At 63.2% G+C, this 20058-nt stretch carries 14 protein-coding genes and 1 other RNA gene; 10 read left to right on the top strand and 5 right to left on the bottom strand.

The annotated features are described in order from the left end of the window. Positions 1-29 precede the first annotated feature (29 nt). Positions 30-105: non-coding RNA, sX9 sRNA (locus XdyCFBP7245_RS12110), on the top strand. Between the two features lie 260 nt (positions 106-365). Here the strand turns inward: XdyCFBP7245_RS12110 and XdyCFBP7245_RS12105 are convergent. Next, positions 366-1832: a rhomboid family intramembrane serine protease gene (locus tag XdyCFBP7245_RS12105; protein WP_170068624.1), complete on the bottom strand. Its 1467-nt coding sequence runs from the start codon at positions 1830-1832 to the stop codon at positions 366-368. Positions 1833-1943: 111 nt separating this feature from the next. On the opposite strand from XdyCFBP7245_RS12105, the gene greB reads away from it, so the two are divergent. Continuing rightward, positions 1944-2450 carry a transcription elongation factor GreB gene (gene greB, locus XdyCFBP7245_RS12100; protein WP_104615872.1) on the top strand — a complete coding sequence of 169 codons (507 nt, stop codon included), beginning with the start codon at positions 1944-1946 and terminating at the stop codon, positions 2448-2450. 280 nt (positions 2451-2730) lie between these two features. Here the strand turns inward: greB and rimO are convergent, their stop codons facing one another. Further along, positions 2731-4104 (bottom strand): 30S ribosomal protein S12 methylthiotransferase RimO, encoded by a 1374-nt coding sequence (gene rimO / locus XdyCFBP7245_RS12095; protein WP_104615871.1) that lies wholly within the window; start codon positions 4102-4104, stop codon positions 2731-2733. Positions 4105-4287: 183 nt separating this feature from the next. Here rimO and XdyCFBP7245_RS12090 point away from each other — a divergent pair, with 183 nt between their 5' ends. The 4 genes from XdyCFBP7245_RS12090 (at position 4288) to XdyCFBP7245_RS12075 (ending at position 6165) form a co-directional block, all read left to right on the top strand. Further along, entirely contained in the window at positions 4288-4950 is a 663-nt protein-coding gene (locus tag XdyCFBP7245_RS12090) for a dienelactone hydrolase family protein (RefSeq protein ID WP_055850012.1), read from the top strand. After that, positions 4947-5384, top strand: coding sequence for an HIT domain-containing protein (locus XdyCFBP7245_RS12085; protein ID WP_104615870.1), 438 nt, complete (start codon positions 4947-4949; stop codon positions 5382-5384). The genes XdyCFBP7245_RS12090 and XdyCFBP7245_RS12085 overlap by 4 nt, the downstream gene beginning before the upstream one ends. A 28-nt stretch (positions 5385-5412) precedes the next feature. Continuing rightward, the gene (locus XdyCFBP7245_RS12080) at positions 5413-5580 is read left to right on the top strand and encodes a LiaI-LiaF-like domain-containing protein (protein ID WP_005994260.1); all 168 of its coding nucleotides are present in this window, start codon (positions 5413-5415) and stop codon (positions 5578-5580) included. 399 nt (positions 5581-5979) lie between these two features. Further along, complete coding sequence (locus tag XdyCFBP7245_RS12075) at positions 5980-6165, top strand: LiaF transmembrane domain-containing protein (RefSeq protein WP_104615869.1); 186 nt, start codon at positions 5980-5982, stop codon at positions 6163-6165. 161 nt (positions 6166-6326) lie between these two features. Here XdyCFBP7245_RS12075 and dcd read toward each other — a convergent pair whose 3' ends face one another. Together dcd and apbC are read right to left on the bottom strand one after the other, a co-directional pair. Further along, positions 6327-6896: a dCTP deaminase gene (dcd, locus tag XdyCFBP7245_RS12070; protein WP_055850006.1), complete on the bottom strand. Its 570-nt coding sequence runs from the start codon at positions 6894-6896 to the stop codon at positions 6327-6329. A 96-nt stretch (positions 6897-6992) separates the two neighbouring features. After that, the gene (gene apbC / locus XdyCFBP7245_RS12060) at positions 6993-7844 is read right to left on the bottom strand and encodes an iron-sulfur cluster carrier protein ApbC (protein WP_104615868.1); all 852 of its coding nucleotides are present in this window, start codon (positions 7842-7844) and stop codon (positions 6993-6995) included. A gap of 334 nt (positions 7845-8178) precedes the next feature. Here apbC and XdyCFBP7245_RS12055 point away from each other — a divergent pair, with 334 nt between their 5' ends. After that, positions 8179-11169, top strand: coding sequence for a TonB-dependent receptor plug domain-containing protein (locus XdyCFBP7245_RS12055; RefSeq protein ID WP_104615867.1), 2991 nt, complete (start codon positions 8179-8181; stop codon positions 11167-11169). 369 nt (positions 11170-11538) lie between these two features. Beyond that, positions 11539-14613 carry a TonB-dependent receptor gene (locus XdyCFBP7245_RS12050; protein ID WP_104615866.1) on the top strand — a complete coding sequence of 1025 codons (3075 nt, stop codon included), beginning with the start codon at positions 11539-11541 and terminating at the stop codon, positions 14611-14613. A gap of 114 nt (positions 14614-14727) precedes the next feature. Here XdyCFBP7245_RS12050 and XdyCFBP7245_RS12045 read toward each other — a convergent pair whose 3' ends face one another. Then, positions 14728-16323, bottom strand: a complete 1596-nt coding sequence (locus XdyCFBP7245_RS12045; protein ID WP_104615865.1) for a phytoene desaturase family protein — start codon at positions 16321-16323, stop codon at positions 14728-14730. A 356-nt stretch (positions 16324-16679) separates the two neighbouring features. On the opposite strand from XdyCFBP7245_RS12045, the gene XdyCFBP7245_RS12040 reads away from it, so the two are divergent. Further along, positions 16680-18782 (top strand): M13 family metallopeptidase, encoded by a 2103-nt coding sequence (locus XdyCFBP7245_RS12040; protein ID WP_104615864.1) that lies wholly within the window; start codon positions 16680-16682, stop codon positions 18780-18782. 264 nt (positions 18783-19046) lie between these two features. Beyond that, entirely contained in the window at positions 19047-20045 is a 999-nt protein-coding gene (locus tag XdyCFBP7245_RS12035; RefSeq protein ID WP_158255510.1) for a M13 family metallopeptidase, read from the top strand. Positions 20046-20058: the final 13 nt, after the last annotated feature.

The raw sequence follows: 20058 nt of genomic DNA, 5'->3' as shown, positions 1-20058 counted from the left end.
AGGCGCGCGCAGCCGGTGCACGGTGCGGCATGGACCACTCGTACACTCCGGTTCGGCCGCGCCGTCCACACCCACCTGACGACTCCTGGCTACGTTCTGTTAGCCGCTCTTGGCAGTCCAACAAATATCGCCGCAGCCGGACGGTGGTGGCCCGCCCTCAAAGCCGGTTTGACGCACCTCATAAAGCGCCTGCATAGCAGCAAGTACGCGCGCGCTCGGCTCTCAGAACGGCATGTAGTGAGTACTGAGCGCGCCATCCAATCGCACCGACGACCGCTCGCTCGGCTCGGCTAGCCGCTGCTGAGACGGCTTTAAAAACGCCTGCCGCCGGTACCCTCCGAAATCCACTCGAACACGCAGCTACGTCAACCATTCTCAAGCAGAAAACGCGCCTTGACCGCCTGCCCCTGCTCCGGAAATTGATCGCGCACCAGCTGCAACACCCGCGTGCGCTGTTCGCCGGCCTGCAGTTCGCCGTGCCGCAGCGCCAGCACAAACCACTGCTGGGCCAGTTCGGCGCGTGGCGCATCGATCTCGCACTCCTTCAACAAACGCTCGGCATCGGCCAGCAGCCCGGTACGCAGGCACGCGCCGACCAGGGCCATGCGTGCCGGTAGCGCAACGGCGATCGTGTCCTTGCTCAGTTCTGCTGCCACGCCCAACTGGACGCGCGTCTGTTGTGCGTTATGGCTGGGCAGGTGCAACAGCGTCTGTGCATGGCGCACGGCGTCCTGCGTGCGCCCGGCGTTGCGGGCCACGCGGTAACGGGCCAGCGCAACGTCCGGGCTGTGTGGCGTCTCGCTGGCAAGCTCGGCGAGCAGCCGCTCGGCTTCAAGGTTCTCCATGCGACCCAGATGGCGCTGCGCACGCTCCCAGCGGTCGTCCACCTGTGCGGTGGCGTCCTCGTCCATGAAGGCCGGGCGGGTTTGCCGCACTGCGACCAGCAACGCACCGAGCAGCGCACCGCTGAGCAAACCGCCAGCATGCGCTTCGAAGGCGACACCGCCGTTATCGCTGCCCAGCAGGCTGTACAACTCCCAGCCCAGCCACAGTGGCAGCAGCAGAATCGCCGGCCCACGCACGTAGTTGAAGACCACAAAAAACCAGTAGAAAAACCGCACCCGACGACGGCCCCACACCACGCAGAACGCCCCCATCAATGCGGCGATCGCACCGGACGCGCCCAGCCCGCCGCCGGGCTCGCCCCAGCGCCACCACAGACTCGCTGCGCTGGCCCCAAACCCGCCCAGCAGATACAGCAGCAGAAACCAGCCGCTGCCGATCGCCCCTTCCAGCAAGGTGCCCAGCGCCAGCAGAAACACCATGTTGCCGAGCAAATGATCGAAGTCGCCATGCAAGAAGGTGGCGGTGAGCATGCGCGCCGGCGACCACTCCGAACTGCGTTGCAGATGACGCAGCGTAAACACCCTGGACAGGCGGGCATCGTAAGGCGCACGCAGACCGCGCCATTCGCGCATCTGCTCCTCGTCCTTGAATAACGCGCCGCCGCGCAAGGCCTGCGCAAATGCGACATCGTGCAGTGTCAGATGCGCCAGATACGCGGTGCGCTGCGGCGCCGGCACGCTGTCCAGCTTGCCCTGCCGCGCGGCACGCAGTTTGGGGTCGGTGGTCTGCGCCAGGTAGCGTGCGTGCGCCTGCGCTTCCAGCGTGCCCAGCCCGGACGCGACGTAGTAATGCACGGCGTTTTCGACCAGCGCATCGTCCTTGCGCTGATAGCCCAGATAGACCACGACATTGATCAGCACCAGCAGCAGCGTCACCCACGGAATGTTCTGGCGCGACCAGGGTTTGTGCAGCGGCATGAGCAACATGACAACGTCCGTGTCCGAGATGGCGCAAAGCTTCGCCGGGCGGCGGCAGATGCGCAAGCCGTCCATGCGCGCTAGCATCGCGCCCCCACCGTTCGACACCCCACGCCCGACATGAGCCGCTGGCGCCCGCCCGCCGAAAAAAGCACCGCGTTGATCACGCCCGAAGGTCACACCCGTCTGAAGGTCGAACTGGAAGATCTGTGGCGGGTGCGGCGGCCCGAGGTGGTGCGCGCACTGGCCGCGGCGGCTGCCGAGGGCGATCGATCGGAAAATGCCGAGTACACCTATCGCAAGAAGCAGCTAGGCGAGATCGACCGCCGTGTGCGCTATCTCAGCAAACGCCTGGAAGCGTTGCGCGTGGTGGATACCGCGCCCACCGACCCGAACGCGGTGTTTTTTGGCGCACAGGTGGAGCTGGAAGATACAGATAGCGGCGAGCTGTTGCGCTATCGCATCGTCGGTCCGGACGAAACCGACGCCGGCCTGGGCTGGATCAGCATCGATTCGCCGCTGGCCCGCGCGCTGCTGAAAAAGCGTGTGGACGATGAGTTCGAAGCGCAACTGCCGGCCGGAAAGCACACCTTTGTGGTGGTGTCGGTGGATTACGGCAGTCAGTAAGCAGGTGACGCAGGCGGCTGAGCTGTAGAGGCGCCTTTATGCGATGGTGTTGTCAGCAAGAAGCATCGCGCTGACGTGATCACCACCCTGCTGGGCGATGCGCTCGGCGGATGAAACGCGCGCAGGCAACTGATGCGATCGGCTGCGCTATAGGCGCGCAGCGTGCGCGATTGGCTTGATCGGGAAGGCCTTGTCGCGCTCTGGCGCGCTCCTACGAAGGGCGCGTGGCGGCTTGGTGTCGCACGTTGCCGTTGCGCAACGTGCGCCGGCTTGCGTCCGGTTACACCATCTGCAGGTTCAGCGCGCGCCCCTGCTGGGCAGCGCCGGTGGGCGGCAATGCGTCGCCGAACAAATCGTGGTCATCGCTGTCGGTGATTTCCACATCGATCAGGTCGCCAACCTTCAGCCCAAGCTCGCCGCCGTTCTGGATATGCACCAGGCCGTCGATCTCCGGCGCGTCCGCGCGCGAACGGGCCACAGCGATGTCGTCTTCGATCAGATCGACCAGGCATTGCTGCACGCTGCCGATCTTGGCTTCCAGCCGCATGGCGGAAATCTGCGCCTGCTTGGCCATGAAGCGCGCCAGGCGCTCCTGCTTCACTTCTTCCGGCACCGGGTCTGGCAATGCGTTGGCGCTGGCGCCGTCCACCGGCGAGTAGGCGAATGCACCGACGCGATCCAGCTGCGCCTGATCCAGAAACTCCAGCAGCGCTTCGAACTCGGCCTCGGTCTCGCCGGGGAAGCCGACGATGAAGGTCGAGCGCACCGTGATCTCCGGGCACATCGCCTTCCAGCGCTGCACGCGCTCGAGGGTTTTTTCCACCGCACCGGGCCGCTTCATCAGCTTGAGGATGCGCGGGCTGGCGTGCTGGAACGGGATGTCCAGATACGGCAGCAGCTTGCCTTCGGCCATCAACGGAATCACATCGTCCACGTGCGGATACGGATACACGTAATGCAGGCGCGTCCACACGCCCAGCTCCGACAAGCCTTCGCACAGCGCCTTCATGCGGGTCTGGTACATGCGATCGCGCCACGGGCGCTCGGCGTACTTCAGGTCCACGCCATAGGCCGATGTGTCCTGCGACACCACCAACAACTCTTTGACCCCGCCGCGGACCAACCGCTCGGCTTCGCGCAGCACCTCGTCCACCGGACGCGAGGCCAGATCGCCACGCATCGAGGGAATGATGCAGAAGCTGCAACGGTGGTTGCAGCCTTCGGAAATTTTCAAGTACGCGTAATGGCGCGGGGTCAGCTTGATGCCGTAGTCCGGCACCAGATCCACGAACGGGTCGTGACGCGGTGGCAAGGCCGCATGCACCGCCTCCATCACGCTCTGGTAGTCCTGCGGGCCGGACACCGCCAGCACCTGCGGGTAGGCCGCGCGGATCTGCTCGGGGCGCTTGCCCAGGCAGCCGGTGACGATCACCTTGCCGTTGGCGTTCATCGCCTCACCGATCGCATCCAGCGATTCGGTCACCGCCGAATCGATGAAGCCGCAGGTGTTGACCACCACCACGTCGGCCGCGTCGTAGCTGGGCACGATGTCGTAGCCCTCCACGCGCAGCTGGGTGAGGATGCGTTCGGAATCGACGAGCGCCTTCGGGCAGCCAAGGCTGACGAAGCCGACTTTGGGGTTCAGCTGGGACATGGAAGCAGGAGCCTGGGAAACGGAGCGGCCTGGGGCCTGGGCAAGGCCAATTATAGCGGCGTACGGGCAACGCTCTGAACCGCAAAGACGCACCAGCCCGGCCGGCTTTGCGAAACCCTCACTTTTCACCATGCCGGTCCGGTCGATAATGCGCACCTCCCTCGCCGCACATCAGGAATTCCCATGGGTCACTGGACCACGCTCGACACCCCCGACGGCCAGGTTGCCGCCTGGCACGCCACCCCCGCCTCCAGCCCGCGCGGCGGCCTGGTGGTGATCCAGGAAATCTTCGGCGTCAACGAACATATCCGCGCGGTCGCCGACGACTACGCCGCACGCGGCTATGAAGTGCTGGCGCCGGCCTTCTTCGATCTGGAAGAAAAGGACGTGCAGCTGCCGTACGACCAGCCCAGCGTGCAACGCGGCCTGGCCCTGGCCAACGCGGTGGGCCTGGAACGCGCAGTGGAGGTGGTCAAATCCGCCGCCACCTTGCTGACCCGCGCCGGCAAGGTGGGCACGGTGGGGTATTGCTGGGGCGGCTCGGTGGCGCTGCTGTCGGCCATCCGCCTGGGCCTGCCCTCGGTGAGCTATTACGGCGGCCGCAACACCCAGCTGCTGGACGAAACGCCCAAGGCGCCGGTGATGTTCCACTTCGGCGAACAGGACGCCAGCATCCCGCCGGAAGCGATCCAGGCGCACCGCGAAAAACTGCCGCAGATGGAAACCTTCGTGTATCCCACCGGCCATGCCTTCAACCGCAGCATCGACCCCAACCACTACGACGCCGACAGCGCCGAGCGCGCGCTCGAACGCACCCTGGGCTTCTTCGAGGCGCATCTGGGATGAGCGCACCGGCATCGAGCGCCCCTGCAGCAGGCGACTTCCAGCTGGATGCGCGGCTGGCGGCCGACAGCGTGTTCGTCGCCGAGGGGCCGCTGTCGCAGGTGCGCTTGATGGACGACACCCGCTTCCCCTGGCTGGTGCTGGTGCCGCGGGTGGCCGATGTCAGCGAGTGGATCGATCTGGATGGTGGCCAGCAGCGCCTGTTGCTGGCCGAGATCAACCAGCTCTCGCAGCTGCTGCGCGTGGAGCCAGCCGTGGCCAAGCTCAACATCGGGGCGCTGGGCAATATTGTGCGGCAGCTGCATGTGCACCTGGTCGGCCGTCATCCCGGCGATGCGGCCTGGCCGGGCCCGGTCTGGGGCAGCGGCCCGGCACAGCGGTTTGCCGCCGACGCCTTACAGGAGCGTGTCGCGGCATGGGCGCAGCGGCTACGATAGGCGCCCGTTCGCCAACCTGCCCTCTCGCATGAAATCCAATGTCGTCGCCGCGCTGATCCTGATCCTGGTGGGCCTGCTGTTTCTGGCCAACAACCTGGGCTGGACCAATCTCAGTCTGGGCAAGCTGATCGCCACCTGGTGGCCGGCCGCGCTGGTGGCCTGCGGCATCGGCATGTTGTTCGGGCGTGGCAAGTAGGTGGGGCTGGGATTGGGGAGTTGGGATTCGGTAGTGGTCACAGCGGTGTCTCGGTGCTGTTGGCTCGCCTAGCAGTTCAGCTGCGTGGTCCCCCCACCTTCTCCCCTCGGGAGAAGGTGCCCCGAAGGGGCGGATGAGAGTACGCGCGAAGCTAGTGCATTCGACGAAGCGTTCTGATCCAGCACTATTTTCTGATCCAACACCATTTTCCGATGTTGCAGCGACCATGACCATCGCGCCCGTCGTCGTTACCGCGTGCGCCTTGATGACAATTCACGATCAATGCGCACCCGGCAGCAGCGCGACATGACGACTGTCACCCGCAACTGTTGACTTCCGGCACCTGATTGGCGGGGCCATCGCGCGCAGCATGGCCTCACACCCAACGAGGACGCCGCCATGCATTACCGACTGACTTCCGGCCTGTTTTTGATCGTCATGGGCGGGATGTTCCTGCTCAACAATCTTGGCCTGAGCCGCATCGACCTGGGCGACGTGATTGCGGCGTGGTGGCCCTTGATGATCGTCTGGGCCGGCGTCCACCAGCTGATGCGTCGCCGCAAACCGGTGCTGGCAACCGACTGAGCTGCGGGCTAGAAGCACTGGCGAGAGCGACCTCGCATGCTGTGTGCAATGCAGGCACGCGACGCATCCCGTGCACCGCACACCCTTGATATGGCCTCAGCGCGTCACGGCCCTGCTGCCGCCGGCTGCCGACGCGCTTGCGTCGACACCCATGCAGCGCATTACGTACGCGGCAAGGTCACGCCGGTCTGGCCCTGGTACTTGCCACCGCGGTCCTTGTACGAGGTTTCGCACACTTCGTCGGACTGGAAAAACAGCATCTGCGCCACGCCTTCGTTGGCATAGATGCGCGCCGGCAGCGGCGTGGTGTTGCTGAATTCCAGCGTTACGTGGCCTTCCCACTCCGGCTCCAGCGGGGTGACGTTGACGATGATGCCGCAGCGCGCGTAAGTGCTCTTGCCCAGGCACACCACCAACGTATCGCGCGGGATGCGGAAATATTCCACCGTACGTGCCAGCGCAAAACTGTTCGGCGGGATGATGCAGACATCCGATTCGACATCGACAAAGCTGCCCGGGTCGAAATGCTTGGGGTCGACAATGGTCGAGTTGATGTTGGTGAAAATCTTGAACTCGCGCGAGCAACGCACGTCGTAGCCGTAGCTGGAAGTGCCGAAGCTGACGATGCGCTGGCCTGCGGCGTCGTGCTTGATCTGGCCGGGCTCGAACGGCTCGATCATCGCGTGCTGCTCGGCCATGCGCTTGATCCAGCGGTCGCTCTTGATGCTCATGCGGTGTTCCTTGAAGACGGAAGGCGACAGGCCGGGCGGCCCGCGCGAAAGACGGCAAAGTCTAGCAGCGGCCGGCACCAGAGGCCGGCCGGCGGATTACAGCAGCGAGGCGGAAATGGGAATGCTGGCGCGCGGACGCTTGCCCAACGCTTCCGACAGCCGCCTGGCTGCCGCCAGGTAGGCCTGCGCGGCAGCAGAGTCCGGCGCGGCGATCACGATCGGCTGACCGGCATCGCCCTGCTCGCGGATCGCAATCGCCAACGGCAGGGAGCCCAGCAACGGCACGCCGTACTGCGCGGCCATGCGCTCGCCGCCGCCTTCGCCGAACAGATGCTCGCGATGGCCACAGTTGCTGCAGGTATGCACCGCCATGTTCTCGATGATGCCCAACACCGGCACCTCGACCTTTTCGAACATCTTCAGCGCCTTGCGCGCATCCAGCGTGGCGATGTCCTGCGGCGTGGTCACGATCACCGCGCCGGCCACCGGAATCTTCTGCGACAGGGTCAGCTGAATATCGCCGGTGCCGGGCGGCAGATCTATCAGCAAATAGTCCAGGTCGTCCCACAGCGTGTCGTTGAACAGCTGGGTGAGGGCCGAGGTGGCCATCGGCCCGCGCCAGATCATCGGCGTGTCCTGATCGACCAGCAGGCCGATCGACATCGCCTCGATCCCGAATGCGCGCAATGGCTCGATCGACTTGTTGTCCGGGCTGTCGGGCTTGCCGCTCAACCCCAGCATCGCCGGCACGCTCGGCCCGTAGATATCCGCGTCCAGCACGCCGACGCGCGCGCCCTGCTGCCGCAGCGCCAACGCCAGATTCACTGCAGTGGTGGACTTGCCCACCCCGCCCTTGCCCGACCCCACCGCAATGACATTGCGGATACGCGGGTGCGGCGCCAGCGCGCCCTGCACCGCGTGCGCGGCGATCCTGCGTTCGCCGCTCATGCCTGGCTGCCTGCTGCTGCGGCAGCAGCGTTCATTGCGCGCGCATTGTTGTCCCACATCGTTGCCATTACCTGTCCCGTCCATCGTGTGCGGCTGTGCGGGGCCATGCCCATCGCAGCGCGAAAGACGCTCAGTTTACCGGCTCGTGTCGATTACCTCCGCCATCGCCTTCGCCCGGAAGCACGCCGCGGCGTCGCGCACGCACATGTCAGTCATGGACATATTTCACAATTGTAGACACGTGGTGAAGGAATTGTTACGGTCAGGGATCAATTCAGCTCGCACTCAGTGAGTACGGCTGGTGGACTCATCCCAGCAAGGAATCCGCACGTTCATGTCGAGTCGTCTCCCGCAATCTACCCGCCGTCATCGTTTGAGCGCCGCCCTGTTGGTCGCGCTGGTCGCGCCCGCCGGCCACGTTGCCGCGCAATCCGAAAATGGTGTGGCTCCCGGTACCACCGATCTGGACAAGGTCACCGTCACCGGCTCGCGCATTGCGCGTACCGGCTTCGTCACGCCGTCGCCGGTCACCGCGATCACCGCCGAAGAGATCCGCGCCACCGGCGCGACCACCATCAGCGACCTGATGGCGCGCATGCCAGCCCTGACACCGACCTACACGCTGGGCAACTCCACCCGCTTTATCGGCACCGCCGGCCTGGGCCTGCTCGACCTGCGCGGGATGGGCACCGACCGCACCCTGGTGCTGGTCAACGGTCGCCGCCATGTGGGTTCCAGCCCCGGCTCGACCGCGGTGGACGTCAACACGATTCCGGTGGAATGGGTCGAACGTGTTGAGGTGATCACCGGCGGCGCGTCGGCGGTGTATGGCGCCGACGCGGTGGCCGGCGTGGTCAACTTCATCCTCAAGAAGAACTTCACTGGCTTCGAAACGCGGGCGCAAACCGGCCTCGCCGATGAGGGCAACTACAACCGCTCGTTCGCCAGCTTTTCTGCCGGCACCGACTTTGCGCAAGGCCGCGGCAACATTGCGATCTCGGGCGAGTACAGCAAGCAGGACCGCTTCGGCCGCGGCAACCGCGCCATCGGCCGCGAGTATCTGGTCAATGTGCAAAACCCCAGCTTCGACCCCAGCCGCCCGCCAAGCGAAAGCAACCCCCAGACGGTGCTCAGCGGCCCGGGCGGCAACCACAGCACCTCTTACGGCGGCACCTTCAACCTGGGCACGTTCGATTTCCGCAACCCGGCCACCTACGGCAACCGCTATCTGTTCGCTGAAGATGGCAGCTTCCGCCGCAACCGCTACAACGGCACGGTGGTCAGCAATACCTCGTGCGTGGATTGCGACTTCGCCGATCTCAACGCCGTGGCCGACCTGCAGCCGGGCTTCGATCGCAAGAGCGTCAACACGATGGTGAACTTCGAACTGAGCGAGAACCATCGCCTGTTCTTCGAAGGCAAGTACAGCGAGACCGATTCGGAATTCTTCGGCCAGCCTGCGTTCGACAGCTCGCTACGCGTGCGCCGGCAGAACCCGTATGTCAGCCCGCAGCTCGGCGCGCTGATGGATTCGCGCGGCGCCACCCAGATCCTGATGAACCGCTTCAACGTCGATGCCGGCCGTCGCGGCGAAAACATCGAGCGCAAGACCTACCGCGCCGTGCTCGGTGCCGAAGGCAACTTCACCGACAACTGGACCTACGACGTGTCTGCCAATTATGGCAAGACCACGGTGGACCGCCTCAACCTCAACAACCGTATCAACGAGCGTTGGCAGGCGGGTATCGATGCTGCGCGCGATGCCAGCGGCACTATCGTCTGCCGCACCACGCTGGACCCCAACGCGATCAATCCCAACACCAACCGCGTGTATTCGGCACTGGCGCGCGAAGGCTGCGTGCCCTTCAGCGTCTTCGGCAATGGCGCGGTCACACCGGAAGCCGCCGCCTGGTTCAACACCACCGCGCGCGCGCAGGCCAAGATCCAGCAAACCGTGTTCAGTGCGTCGGTGGCCAACAGCAACCTGCTGTCGCTGCCGGCTGGCGACATCGGCTTCGCCGGCGGCGTGGAATACCGCAAGGAACAAAGCGAGGAAATCACCGACCCGTTGGCCGCCTCCGGGGTGACCTTCCTCAACGCCATTCCCAACAGCGGCGGCGAGTACACCGTGAAGGAAATCTTCGTCGAAAGCACCATTCCGTTGCTCGCCGGCCTGCCCGGCGTAGACCGCTTGGCGCTGGATGTGGCCGGGCGCTATTCGGACTACGACAGCATCGGCTCGACCAAGACCTGGAACATCGGTCTGGACTGGACCATCATCCCGTCGCTGCGGTTGCGCGGCACGCTGGCGCAGGCGGTGCGTGCGCCCAGCATCGGCGAGCTGTACGACTCGCAGAGCGAAAACTTCGCCACCATCGCCGACCCTTGCAACTACCTTCCCACCAACACCAACCGCCCCGGCACGGCCGGCGATGTGGCGCTGCGCCAGGCCAACTGCAGCGCACTGGGCGTGCCGGTCGGCTGGATCGACACCTATACCGCCACCCGTCCTGGCGTCAGCGGCGGCAATCCCGAGCTGAAGCCCGAGCGTGCGCGCAGCCTGTCCTACGGGCTGGTGTGGCAGCCGGAGTTCTTCGAAGGCTTCGGCATGTCGGTCGACTACTGGCGCATCGATCTGCGCGATGCCATCGGCACGGTCACGGCCGAGACCAATGCCACGCGTTGCGTGGACAACCCCGGCGGCATCAACAACAGCTTCTGCGGCTTCGTGCAGCGCGCTCCGCTGGGCGGCTTTACCGACCCACAGGGCGCCATCTACCCCGAGCACAGCATCATCGGCTGGCAGGCACTCAACGAAAATCTGGCCCGCTCGCGCCGTGTGGGCGTGGATCTGGAAATGGATTACCGCTTCCAGATCGGCGAAGGCAACACGGTGCTGCGGCTGGTCGGTACCCGGCTGATCCAGTCGCGCGAATGGGTCTTTCAGGATTTCCCGCAGGAATACGACGAATACGTGACCTACTTGACCGACCCGCGCTGGCGCGCGCAGTTCCAGACCAAGTACAACTGGAACGAATGGCGCGCCTCGTGGGACATGAACTATGTGGACGGCAACCTGCGCGTGACCCCGGAGAGCTACAACAGCAACCCGGGTTCGGCCAGCCCGATCAAGAACGGCTCGTACACGTACCACAACTTCCAGTTCGGCTATCAGTTCCCCGGCTCGAAGATCGACGTCTACCTCGGCATCGACAATGCCTTCGACAAGGATCCGCCGCGCAACTACTTCGGCTCGGATTTCAACTCGGCGTTGTACGACAACGTCGGCCGGTTCTTCTATCTGGGGACGACGGTGCGGTTTTGACCGAACGTGATGCTTGAGAAGAGCCCCGCTTGTCGGGGCTTTTTTTTCGCCGCGGTGGTACGCCCGGCCCTGGTGCCGCTTTCCAGCTGCAGGCCTGCTCGCCGTTGTCGCGACAGCTTCTCGAGCCTGCATTATCTGTATCCAATGTAACTATCAAACATACCCTGTGGTTGAGGTTGTTTCTTTCTTTGTGTCGCAGCGCTTGAAATTGTGCTGAATTCCTCACTTCTGATGCGGATTACCTGTATTTCATTAACAAATCGTTCCGATTGCTTGCGTTGCAGCGCAGACATTCATTACGTTCGAGTTAAGGCCATCTGACTCCCCGATGACCGTCCCTTCTCCGCACTCCCAGTTGAAAGGTCAGGAATGAGCAATCAGTTTCGTCGCCAAGTCCTCAAGCGCACCGCTCTCGCCGTCGTGCTCGGTGCTTGCCTAACCAACGGCGCGGTCTACGCGCAGAGCACCACCGGCAGCATCTACGGCAGCGCTCCGTCCGAAGCCGGCAGCACGATCGTCGTGCAGAGCGACACCGGCCTGAGCCGCACCATCACCATCGACGCGAACGGCCGCTACAACCTCGGCTCGCTGCCGGTTGGCGCCTACACCGTCACCCTCAAGCGCGGCGACCAGGTCGTCGATACCCGCAAGAACGTGCAGCTGCGCGTTGGCTCGGGCACCGAAGTGTCGTTTGCAGGCGCCAGCGCCGCAGGAAACGCCGATGCGACCACGCTGGGCGCGATCACGGTCACTGCCGCCAATGCACCGAAGATCGATGTCAGTTCGACCAGTTCGCGTTCGGTGATCACCTCCGAGCAGCTGGCCACCCTGCCGCTGGGGCGCAGCGCTGAAGCGATTGCGTTGTTGGCGCCGGGTGCCATCTCCGGAAGCGGAGCGTTCAATAATGGCTCGCGTTCCACCATCTCCTTTGGCGGCGCGGGTGTAACGGAAAACGCTTATTACATCAACGGCGTTAACGTCACCAACCCGTTCAACAATCTCGGCGGGCTCAGTCTCCCTTACGGCGCAATCGACCAGCAGGAAACCTATACAGGCGGCTACAGTGCAAAGTACGGCCGCTCGACCGGCGGTGTCATCAGCCAGGTGGGCAAGCGCGGCACCAACGAGTGGCATTTCGGAGCGCAAGCGGTATGGGAACCGAAATCGCTGGCGAGCTCACGCGGCGATGCTTGGTATCCGAATAGCGAACTTCCGGCAAATTACGGTTATGAAGATGATGACCTGCCCGGCACGATCTATCGCCGCGGCAAGGGCGACGTGCAGAACAGGACCGTTTACAGCGCGTACGCAGGTGGCCCGCTGATTGAGGATCGCCTGTTCCTGTTCGTGGCCGGCGAAACGGACAAGGTCGACGGAGCAACCACCAATATTGCGACGGCCGCCAGCGACCAGGGACGCAGCCATTATGAGAACAGTTCGCCGAAGTTCTACGGCAAACTGGACTGGAACATCAACGACAGCAACATCCTCGAATACACACGTATCGAAAACAACGACCGACGTTCGGGCGTATACAACAACTACGACTATGCAACGCTTACGGATCAAGGTCCTTCCGGGCTGTTCACGGATACGTACAAGCTCAAAGACAGTGTCGACATCGTGAAGTTCACCAGCTACATCACGGACGACCTGACCCTCAATGCAACGTGGGGACGCGATACTCAGCACAACCAGCAGTTCAACCCCGGTGCATCGGCATTGCCCAACATTGCCAGCGCTAATCTGCAAGACCCGGCGATCACAGGCGGCCGGCGTATTACCAACCGGCAGGCCACCACGACTGTCAAGGCAGCAGATCCGATCAATAAGAGCCGCAATCTGCGTCTGGAGCTGAACTATCGTCTGGGCGATCATGACTTGACCGCCGGCGTGGACAATATGTACTTCAACGCCTACGACGAGGGCGTATTTACCAGTGGTCCAGGGTATCGCTGGATCTACGGCAGCCAGGACGATCCCAGCGAACCCATCAATGGTGCGCTGGGCGTTGGCCCATCTGGTGGTGACGGTTACTTTGTGAACCGCCGTATCTTCACCACGGCGACCAGCATGTCCGTTGAGCAGAAGGCCTACTACCTGGAAGATCGTTGGCAGGTCAACGATAACTGGCTACTCACGCTGGGTATCCGCAACGACAAGTTCACCAACTACAACAGCGACCACGTGGCTTACGTGGACAGTGGTGACCAGTGGGCTCCGCGCCTAGGGGTTAGCTGGGATGTCTTTGGCGATTCTTCCTTCAAGGTATTTGCCAATATTGGCCGGTACTACTTGGCGTTGCCAAATCAGGTTGCCATCCGCGGAGCGTCTGCCTCCACGTATACCAATGAGTACTTTACTTACTCGGGGATCGACGCCAATGGTGAGCCAACCGGCCTGGCGGCACTCGGACCGGGTCCTGTATCTTCCAACGGAGAATATGGTGAGGCGCCGGATCCGAATTCCTTCGCCCCAAGCGATCTGAAGTCGCAGTATCAGGACGAGTTCCTGATCGGCTTCGAAAAGACGCTAGGCGAGAAGTGGAATTCGGGCGCCAAAGTCACCTACCGCAAATTGCAGACCGCGATCGACGATGTCTGCGATCCAGGACGCATGTCCGATGCGCTCCAAGCAGCAGGCGGTGACCCGAGCAGCGTGACCATTCCTGGTTGCGTGATGTTCAATCCTGGCGAAACCAATACCTATAACCTTGCCAACACCGATGGCTCTGGCTATACCCAGCTGCGTATGTCGCAGTCCGATTGGGGCTTCACGGACAAGGCAAAGCGTAACTACGTGGCTGTCGATCTGTTTATCGAGCATCCATTCGATGAAAAATGGTATGGCCGCATCGACTACACCTGGTCGCATCTCTACGGAAATACCGAAGGGCAGGTGAAGTCGGATCTTGGGCAAGCCGACATCTCCAAGACACAGGATTGGGACGCTGCACAATTGATGTACTACGCGGGTGGCAACCTGGCCAACGACCGTCGTCATCAGTTGAAGGCATTTGGCGCCTACCAGTTCACGCCTGAGTGGCTGGCATCGGCAACGGTACGGGTCATGTCCGGCACACCGAAGTCGTGCCTGGGTTACTACGAGGGCCCTGACGCCGCAGCGGTGGATTACGACCCGGTCGGCTATGGGTCTGCATATCACTACTGCTATGGCCAACCTGTATCTGCGGGCGGCGCTGGCGAGACGCCATGGATCAAAAATCTCGATCTAGGCGTCACGTATCGTCCAGGCTTCGCCGATCACAAGCTTGCGTTTTCGCTGAATGTATTCAATGTGCTGAATGACCGCTCGGTCAATCGCATCTCCAGCACCAATGAGGTCACTCGCCGGACCGTGTCCAACACGTATGGGCTTGGCACCGAAGCCTGGAGCTACAACCAGCCGCGCTACATGCGTCTGACTGCGTCATACGATTTCTGATCGTTTGATCGCGTGCAAAGGCGAAGGTGGGTTCACTCACCTTCGCCATGCAGACGTACTGTCTCTGGCCCCGGTTTTTCCGGGGCCTTTTTTTGGCCGCCATCGCCGGCTGCATCAGCCGCCCAAAATCACCCGCGCAGCATTATGCCCAGGCGCTCCAGTCACCCCACCGCCGGGATGCGTGCCCGATCCACACAGATATAAACCCGGCACTGCGCCGCGATACGCGCCCTGCCCCAGCATCGGGCGTGCGCTGAAGAGTTGATTGAGGCTGAGGGCGCCGTGGAAGATGTCGCCGCCAATCAGCCCGAAGATGCGCTCCAGATCGAGGGGGCTGAGGATCTGCCGGCCCACTACAGATACGGCGAATCCTGGCGCGTAACGCTCGACCGTTGCGATCATCAGATCGGCGACTTCCTCGCGATGATCGTCCCAGTGCCGGCCATCGGAAAGTTGCGGTGCAACGTGCTGACAGAACAGGCTGGCCACATGCTGGCCGGGCGGCGCCAGCGAGTCGTCCAGCGTGCTGGGAATAAGCAATTCGACCACCGGTTCGCGCGACCATCCCGATGCGCGTGCGTCCTGCCAGGCACGGTCCATGTAATCCAGACTCGGCGCCAGGATGATGCCGGCCGTGAGATGGTCGCCAGCGCCGGGCAACGCGGTGAAATCGGGAAGACGCGACAGTGCGACGTTCATGCGAAAGGTGCCCGAGCCGCAGCGGTAATGGACGATGCGTTCGCGCGTGGCCTCCGGTACGTCCTCGGCTCGCATCAACCGCTGGTAGAGCAACTTCGGGTTGACGTTCGCAACCACGGCAGGCGCGCGCAGCGTTTCGCCATCGGCCGTCACCACGCCCACCGCATGCCCTTGCTCCACCAACACCCGATCCACCGCACAGCCGGTGCGAATCTGCGCGCCGTATGCGCGCGCACTGGCGGCCATCGCCTGGGTGATGGCGCCCATGCCGCCGATCGCGTGCCCCCAGGCGCCTTTGACGCCGTTGCTTTGCCCGAACACGTGATGCAACAACACGTACGCCGTGCCCGGTGTGTACGGGCTGGCGTAATTGCCGACGATGCCGTCGAAGCCGAATAACGCCTTGATCGGTGCGCTTTCGAACCAACGATCCAGATACTCGGCGACCGAAATGGTGAATAGATCGAGCAAATCTTGCTGCAACGCGAGCGGTAATTCCTGCAGCTGCAGACCCACCTTGCCCGCACGCCACAGCTGCGGCAACGCACGCAGCCATCCGGCATCGGTAACATCGGGGGGTGGCTGCAAGGCAAGCGCACGCAAGACATCGGCCAGTTGTTCCAGGCGCGCTTCATACGCAGGCAGTGCAGCGGCATCGCGCGCGGAGAACTTGGCCACTTCCACAGCGGTGCGCCCAGCGCCGGCCAACAGATAGTCGCCATTGGGCTGCGGCAAGAAGTTGTTGATGCGACGCGCCACCACGCGTAACCCGTGCCGCTCCAACCCAAGATCGTCGATGACCTTGGGCTGCAGCAACGACACCGTATAGGACGCCACCGAGTTGCGAAACCCGGGATGAAATTCTTCGGTGACAGCGGCGCCGCCAACCACATCGCGCGCTTCCAGTACCAGCACGCGTTTGCCGGCCCGGGCCAGATACGCCGCGCACACCAGGCCGTTGTGGCCGGCGCCGAGGATCAAAGCGTCCAGCGGTTGGGAAGCAGTAGGCATGCAGACGTATATAGCACCGCTTGCGCAGCCGGACCATTCGGGCCTTAGCGGCTATCTCGATCGCTATCGGCACATCGACATCGACGGCCAGGCCAAGAAGTGATCACGCACATGGCCTGGAGCCGCAGCGCCCGGCACAACAAAACACCTCGCTGCCGCTACGCATCGCCATGCGCGCAAGACTGCCGTGCCCCAAGAGCACCGCCCAGCCAGCGCTTCTACACATCCCGCACCCATGACCTTCGACACCATGCCTGTCGGCTGGCGAGGCGTAGAGTGCCGGCCACGGCTCCGGCGACGGAGCTCCCCAATCGACTGTTGCTCCTGGAGCCTTTGTGATTCGAACACCTCATCTATTGACGCTGACCCTGGCCGTGGCGGCCGCGCTGAGCGGTTGCAAGAAGTCCGACGATGCCGCGCCTGCGGCACCGGCTGGCGATACCGCAGCGGCCGCACCCGCTGCACCCAAGACCCTGACCCTGGACCAGAGCAAGCTGCCGGCGGTGAACCAGTTCACCGCGGCCGATCTGGATGCCAATGGCAACGCCTGTACCGATCTGAACGCCTACGCCAACGCCAAGTTCCTGGCCGCCAACCCGGTGCCGGGCGACCGCACCAGCTGGGGCGCGTTCGAAATGCTCGACGAGCGCTCCAACGCGATCCAGCAGCAGCTGGCCGTGCAGGCCGCGGCCGACACCGGCGCCACCGGTGTGGAGAAGATCGTCGGCGACCTGTGGTCCACCGGCATGGACGAAGCCAAGATCAATGCCCAGGGCATCGAGCCGCTGAAGCCGGAACTGGCCGCCATCGACGCCATCAGCGACAAGGCCAAGCTCGTGGACTATCTGCGCAGCAGCGCCGCCAAGGGCAACAACGATCTCTTCAGCTTCGGCGCCGAAGCAGACTTCAAGAAGTCCAGCCAGAACATCGCTTATGCGATGCAGGGCGGTCTGGGCCTGCCGGATCCGGAGTACTACACCAGCGCCGGCAACAAGGCCAAGCTGGAGGCATACCAGGCGCATATTGCCAAGGTGCTGGAGCTGTCCGGCGTCGCGGCAGCCGATGCCGCCGCGCAGGCCAAGCAGGTGGTCGCGTTCGAAACCCGCCTGGCCAAGGTCTCCAAGACCAGCACGCAGATGTCGCGCGATGCCTCGCTGGCCTACAACCCGATCTCGCCGGCCGATGCCGACAAGCTGACGCCGAACTGGTCGTGGACCGAGTTCTTCAAGTCGCAGGGCGTGGCCACGCCGGAGATGTTCTCGCTGGCGATCCCGGCCTTCCATCAGGAAGTGAGCAAGATGATCGCCGACACCGCCCCGGCGATCTGGCGCGCTTACTTGCGCTTCCATGCCGTCGATGGCGCCTCGCCGTTCCTGAGCCAGCCGTTCGTCGATGAGAACTTCGCGTTCTACAACAAGACCCTGCGTGGCCAGAAGGAAATCAAGCCGCGCTGGAAGCGCGTGCTGGCAACCATCAACGGCCAGGCCGGCGAAACGCTGGGCCAGATGTACGTCAAGGTTGCCTTCCCGGCCGATTCCAAAGCCAAGATGGAAACCCTGGTGACCAACCTGCGCACCGCCTTGAAGGCGCGCATCGAAAAGCTGGACTGGATGAGCCCTGAGACCAAGGCCAAGGCGATCGCCAAGTGGGAAAGCTTCACCCCCAAGATCGGCTTCCCGGACAAGTGGCGCGAGTGGACCGGCCTTGCCACCAGTCGCGATAGCTACCTGGGCAACGTGCTGGCCGCGCAGGAATTCAACTACAAGTGGAACCTGTCCAAGATCGGCAAGCCGGTGGACAAGACCGAATGGGGCATGAGCCCGCAGACGGTCAACGCCTATTACAACCCGCTGCAGAACGAGATCGTGTTCCCGGCCGCGATCCTGCAGCCGCCGTTCTTCGACCCGAATGCACCGGAGGAAATGAACTACGGCGGCATCGGTGCGGTGATCGGGCATGAGATGACCCACGGTTACGACGACCAGGGCAGCCGCTTCGGTGCCGATGGCAACTTCATCCCCGATCCGGGTTGGTGGACGCAGAAGGATCTGGATGCGTTCAAGGGCCGCACCGGCAAGCTCGTCGCGCAGTTCGACGGCTATCGCACGCCGGCTGGCGACAAGGTCAAGGGCGACCTGACCCTGGGCGAAAACATCGCCGACCTGGGCGGCCTCAACACCGCTTACGACGCCATGAAGACCGCCACCGCCGGCAAGGACGACCCCAAGACCGACGGCATCACTCGCGACCAGCGCTTCTTCCTCAACTGGGCCACGGTGTGGCGTCGCAACTTCACCCCGGAAGAACTGGTGGTGCGCCTGAAGACCGACCCGCACGCGCCGGCCAACTTCCGCGCCATCGGTGCACCGTCGAACATGCCGGCATTTGCCGCCGCGTTCTCGTGCAAGGCCGGCGATGCGATGGTGCGTCAGGGCGATCAGCAGGTTGTGATCTGGTAACGCTGCAACATGGATGACCGGGTGTGCGGCGGGTGGGAGACGCCCGCCGCACACCTTTCAGCGCTGGACGCTCCCCATTCGCGGCGAACGTCACGCATCAGATGCGTCCGCAGTCAGCCGGATCGCTGCATGACGCTTTGATGACGCGATCGCATAGTCGTTCGCTGAAGGCTTCCACCCGGGCAAGCCTCAACAATGCTCAACCGGCACCTTTGCTGCCTGGTGCCAACCTATGATTGCCGCCTCTTATCGCGACAATCCCCCATGTCCCTGCTTAAGACCACGACCCTCGCGGTTGCCTTGCTCATCGCGCTGGCCGGTTGCAAACCCGCACACGACGATCGCCAAGCGAACGACAAAACACCCCTTCCCGGCACAGCGGGTCATGCCGACGTGCAAGCGAAGACGGTCTTCAATGCCGCCGATCTGGATCGCAGCATCAGTGCATGCCAGGACCTTGATGGCTTCGTCAATCGCACATGGAGCCTGGCCAATCCGGTTCCAGCCGATCGCGCCAGCTGGGAGATGGCCAACGAAATCGACGAAAAGAGCACCGCGGTCCAGCGTCAAATCGTTGAAGATGCCGCCAAATCGGTGGCCACGCTAGACCAGCACAGCGTGGCGGCCAAGCTCGGCATCTTGTATGCGTCCGGTATGGACGATGCGGCAATCGAAGCGGCCGGTGACCAACCGCTGAAGCCGCAATTAAATGAAATCGATGCGCTGACATCGAGCAAGGACATTGCCGATTACATCGCGCAGCGCCATGCGCAAGGTGACCCGCAGGTATTCAATTTCTCCATCCATGCCGATTTCAGCGATGCCACGCAGCAGATCGGTTACGCCGAACAAGGCGGCCTTATTTTCAGGACCAAGGACTATTACAGCGCAGCCCAATACGCCCCGTTGCGTGCGGCCTATCTGGAGTACATCGCCAAATCCTTTGAACTGACCGGCACCTCGGCCGAGGCCGCAACGGCGCAGGCCAAACAGGTGCTGGCATTGGAATCGCGCCTGGCTGCGGCATCGCTGTCCAAAGTCGAGGCGCACGACCCCAAGAACCAGTACCGCTTCGTCAGCGTGGCCGATGCAGACAAAGCCACCCCGCATTTTTCCTGGGAGAAGTTCTTCGCCACGCAAGGTGTCACGATCGATAAAGGATTCTCGCTGGCAAACTCTCGGTTCTTTAGGGAACCTCTGAACAAAGCACGGCAGATGCGCGACACTACCCGCCTCGTGTTGAGGAATCATCCATGCAACTGACGTTCGGCGACGC

The sequence above is a fragment of the Xanthomonas dyei genome, assembly GCF_002939865.1.
Taxonomy (GTDB): Bacteria; Pseudomonadota; Gammaproteobacteria; order Xanthomonadales; family Xanthomonadaceae; genus Xanthomonas; species Xanthomonas dyei.
The sequence above is the reverse complement of the archived record's forward strand: the minus strand, read 5'-3'. Positions and strand labels throughout refer to the sequence as shown.

Excerpts from the sequence above, each read along its gene's own strand:
- dcd (WP_055850006.1), bottom strand. The coding sequence starts at position 6,896 with ATGAGCATCAAGAGCGACCGCTGGATCAAGCGCATGGCCGAGCAGCAC.
- XdyCFBP7245_RS12105 (WP_170068624.1), bottom strand. The coding sequence starts at position 1,832 with ATGTTGCTCATGCCGCTGCACAAACCCTGGTCGCGCCAGAACATTCCG.
- rimO (WP_104615871.1), bottom strand. The coding sequence starts at position 4,104 with ATGTCCCAGCTGAACCCCAAAGTCGGCTTCGTCAGCCTTGGCTGCCCG.
- XdyCFBP7245_RS12050 (WP_104615866.1), top strand. The coding sequence starts at position 11,539 with ATGAGCAATCAGTTTCGTCGCCAAGTCCTCAAGCGCACCGCTCTCGCC.
- XdyCFBP7245_RS12080 (WP_005994260.1), top strand. The coding sequence starts at position 5,413 with ATGAAATCCAATGTCGTCGCCGCGCTGATCCTGATCCTGGTGGGCCTG.
- XdyCFBP7245_RS12045 (WP_104615865.1), bottom strand. The coding sequence starts at position 16,323 with ATGCCTACTGCTTCCCAACCGCTGGACGCTTTGATCCTCGGCGCCGGC.
- XdyCFBP7245_RS12035 (WP_158255510.1), top strand. The coding sequence starts at position 19,047 with ATGTCCCTGCTTAAGACCACGACCCTCGCGGTTGCCTTGCTCATCGCG.
- apbC (WP_104615868.1), bottom strand. The coding sequence starts at position 7,844 with ATGAGCGGCGAACGCAGGATCGCCGCGCACGCGGTGCAGGGCGCGCTG.
- XdyCFBP7245_RS12055 (WP_104615867.1), top strand. The coding sequence starts at position 8,179 with ATGTCGAGTCGTCTCCCGCAATCTACCCGCCGTCATCGTTTGAGCGCC.
- XdyCFBP7245_RS12075 (WP_104615869.1), top strand. The coding sequence starts at position 5,980 with ATGCATTACCGACTGACTTCCGGCCTGTTTTTGATCGTCATGGGCGGG.
- greB (WP_104615872.1), top strand. The coding sequence starts at position 1,944 with ATGAGCCGCTGGCGCCCGCCCGCCGAAAAAAGCACCGCGTTGATCACG.
- XdyCFBP7245_RS12090 (WP_055850012.1), top strand. The coding sequence starts at position 4,288 with ATGGGTCACTGGACCACGCTCGACACCCCCGACGGCCAGGTTGCCGCC.
- XdyCFBP7245_RS12085 (WP_104615870.1), top strand. The coding sequence starts at position 4,947 with ATGAGCGCACCGGCATCGAGCGCCCCTGCAGCAGGCGACTTCCAGCTG.